The organism is Kitasatospora nipponensis, from assembly GCF_039528135.1.
GTDB lineage: Bacteria > Actinomycetota > Actinomycetes > Streptomycetales > Streptomycetaceae > Kitasatospora > Kitasatospora nipponensis.
This window is the reverse complement of record NZ_BAAALF010000393.1, coordinates 1-2,249: the sequence shown is the minus strand read 5'-3', so window position 1 is coordinate 2,249 and position 2,249 is coordinate 1. Positions and strand designations below refer to the sequence as shown.

Annotated in this window: 2 protein-coding genes; both read left to right on the top strand. The window is 71.1% G+C overall.

The features are described 5' to 3' along the window. Positions 1-45: 45 nt before the first annotated feature. Positions 46-984, top strand: a complete 939-nt coding sequence (cysD, locus tag ABD323_RS40520; RefSeq protein ID WP_344447120.1) for a sulfate adenylyltransferase subunit CysD — start codon at positions 46-48, stop codon at positions 982-984. A 2-nt stretch (positions 985-986) separates the two neighbouring features. Further along, positions 987-2,249: sulfate adenylyltransferase subunit 1 (locus ABD323_RS40515; protein WP_344447119.1), on the top strand; the 1,263-nt coding region annotated here is incomplete at its 3' end.

Below are 2,249 nucleotides of genomic sequence, written 5' to 3'. Positions count from 1 at the left end.
GTCCGCCGCCGAACTGCACGCCTTCCTGACCGAGAGGGGCCTGGCATGACGACCGCGACCCACCCACTGCCGCTGGCGGCGGACAACCCCTTCGCGCTCTCGCACCTGGACGCGCTGGAGGCGGAGTCGGTGCACGTCTTCCGTGAGGTGGCGGGGGAGTTCGAGCGGCCGGTGATCCTGTTCTCCGGTGGTAAGGACTCGATCGTGATGCTGCATCTGGCGTTGAAGGCGTTCGCGCCGGCGCCGGTGCCCTTCGCGTTGCTGCACGTGGACACCGGGCACAACTTCCCCGAGGTCATCGAGTACCGCGACCGGGTGGTGGCCCGCCACGGTCTGCGGCTGCACGTCGCGCACGTGCAGGACTTCATCGACGACGGCCGGCTGCGCGAGCGCCCCGACGGCACCCGCAACCCGCTGCAGACCGTGCCGCTGCTGGACGCCATCGAGGGCCACAAGTTCGACGCGGTCTTCGGCGGCGGGCGCCGCGACGAGGAGAAGGCGCGCGCCAAGGAGCGGGTCTTCTCCCTGCGCGACGAGTTCGGCGCGTGGGACCCGCGCCGCCAGCGCCCCGAGCTGTGGAACCTGTACAACGGCCGCCACGCCCCGGGCGAGCACGTGCGGGTCTTCCCGCTGTCCAACTGGACCGAACTGGACGTGTGGCAGTACATCGAGCGCGAGGGCATCGAACTGCCACAGATCTACTTCGCCCACGAGCGCGACGTCTTCGCCCGCGACGGCATGTGGCTCACCGCCGGCCAGTGGGGCGGCCCCCGCGAGAACGAGCCCGTCCAGCGCCGCCTGATCCGCTACCGCACGGTGGGCGACATGTCCTGCACCGGCGCCGTCGACTCCCACGCGGTGAGCATCGCCGACGTCATCACCGAGATCGCCGCCAGCCGGCTGACCGAACGCGGGGCCACCCGGGCCGACGACAAACTCTCCGAGGCCGCCATGGAAGACCGCAAGCGCGAGGGGTACTTCTAGAGATGTCCAGCACCACCACCGACACCCAGTCCCCCGACCCCCAGGCCCTCGGCGCCACCACCCTGCTGCGCTTCGCCACCGCCGGCTCCGTCGACGACGGCAAGTCCACCCTGGTGGGCCGCCTCCTGCACGACTCCAAGTCCGTGCTGGCCGACCAACTGGAAGCCGTCGAACACGCCTCGCGCCGACGCGGCCAAGCCGCCCCCGACCTCGCGCTGCTCACCGACGGCCTGCGCGCCGAACGCGAGCAGGGCATCACCATCGACGTGGCCTACCGCTACTTCGCCACCACCCGACGCCGCTTCATCCTGGCCGACACCCCCGGCCACGTGCAGTACACCCGCAACATGGTCACCGGCGCCTCCACCGCCGAGCTCGCCGTCGTCCTGGTCGACGCCCGCAACGGCGTCGTCGAACAGACCCGCCGCCACGCCGCCGTCGCCGCCCTGCTGCGCGTGCCCCACGTGGTCCTGGCCGTCAACAAGATGGACCTCGTCGACTACGCCGAGCCCCTCTTCGCCGCCATCGCCGCCGAGTTCACCACCTACGCCACCTCCCTGGGCCTGGGCGACATCGTCGCCGTCCCCATCTCCGCCCTGGCCGGCGACAACGTCGTCGAGCCCTCCGCCCACATGGACTGGTACGGCGGCCCCACCCTCCTCGAACACCTCGAAACCGTCGCCGTCACCACCGACCCCAGCAACGAGCCCACCCGCCTGCCCGTCCAGTACGTCATCCGCCCCCAGAGCGGCGAACACCACGACTACCGCGGCTACGCCGGCCAGCTGGCCTCCGGCGTCCTGCGCACCGGCGACCAGGTCACCGTGCTGCCCTCCGGGCACACCACCACCGTGGCGGGCATCGACGCCCTCGGCGTGCCCAGCGACATCGCCTGGGCCCCCCAGTCGATCACCGTCCGCCTCACCGAGGACATCGACATCTCCCGCGGCGACCTCATCGCCACCGGCCCGATCCCCACCCCCACCAAGGACGTCCAGGCCACCGTCTGCCACCTGCACGAACGCCCCCTGCAGGCCGGCGACAAGGTCCTCCTCAAGCACACCACCCGCACCGTGCGCGCCCTCGTCAAGGAGATCTCCTACCGCATCGACATCGACACCCTCGAACAGCGCTCCGGCGCCCAGGGACTGAGCGTCAACGAGATCGGCCACGTGGTCCTGCGCACCGCCGAACCCCTCGCGCTCGACGACTACACCGACAACCGCCGCACCGGATCGTTCCTGCTCATCGATCCCGTCGACGGC

What these genes read in the sequence shown, in the direction of transcription:
- cysD (WP_344447120.1), top strand. Translation starts at nt 46, where the DNA reads ATGACGACCGCGACCCACCCACTGCCGCTGGCGGCGGACAACCCCTTC.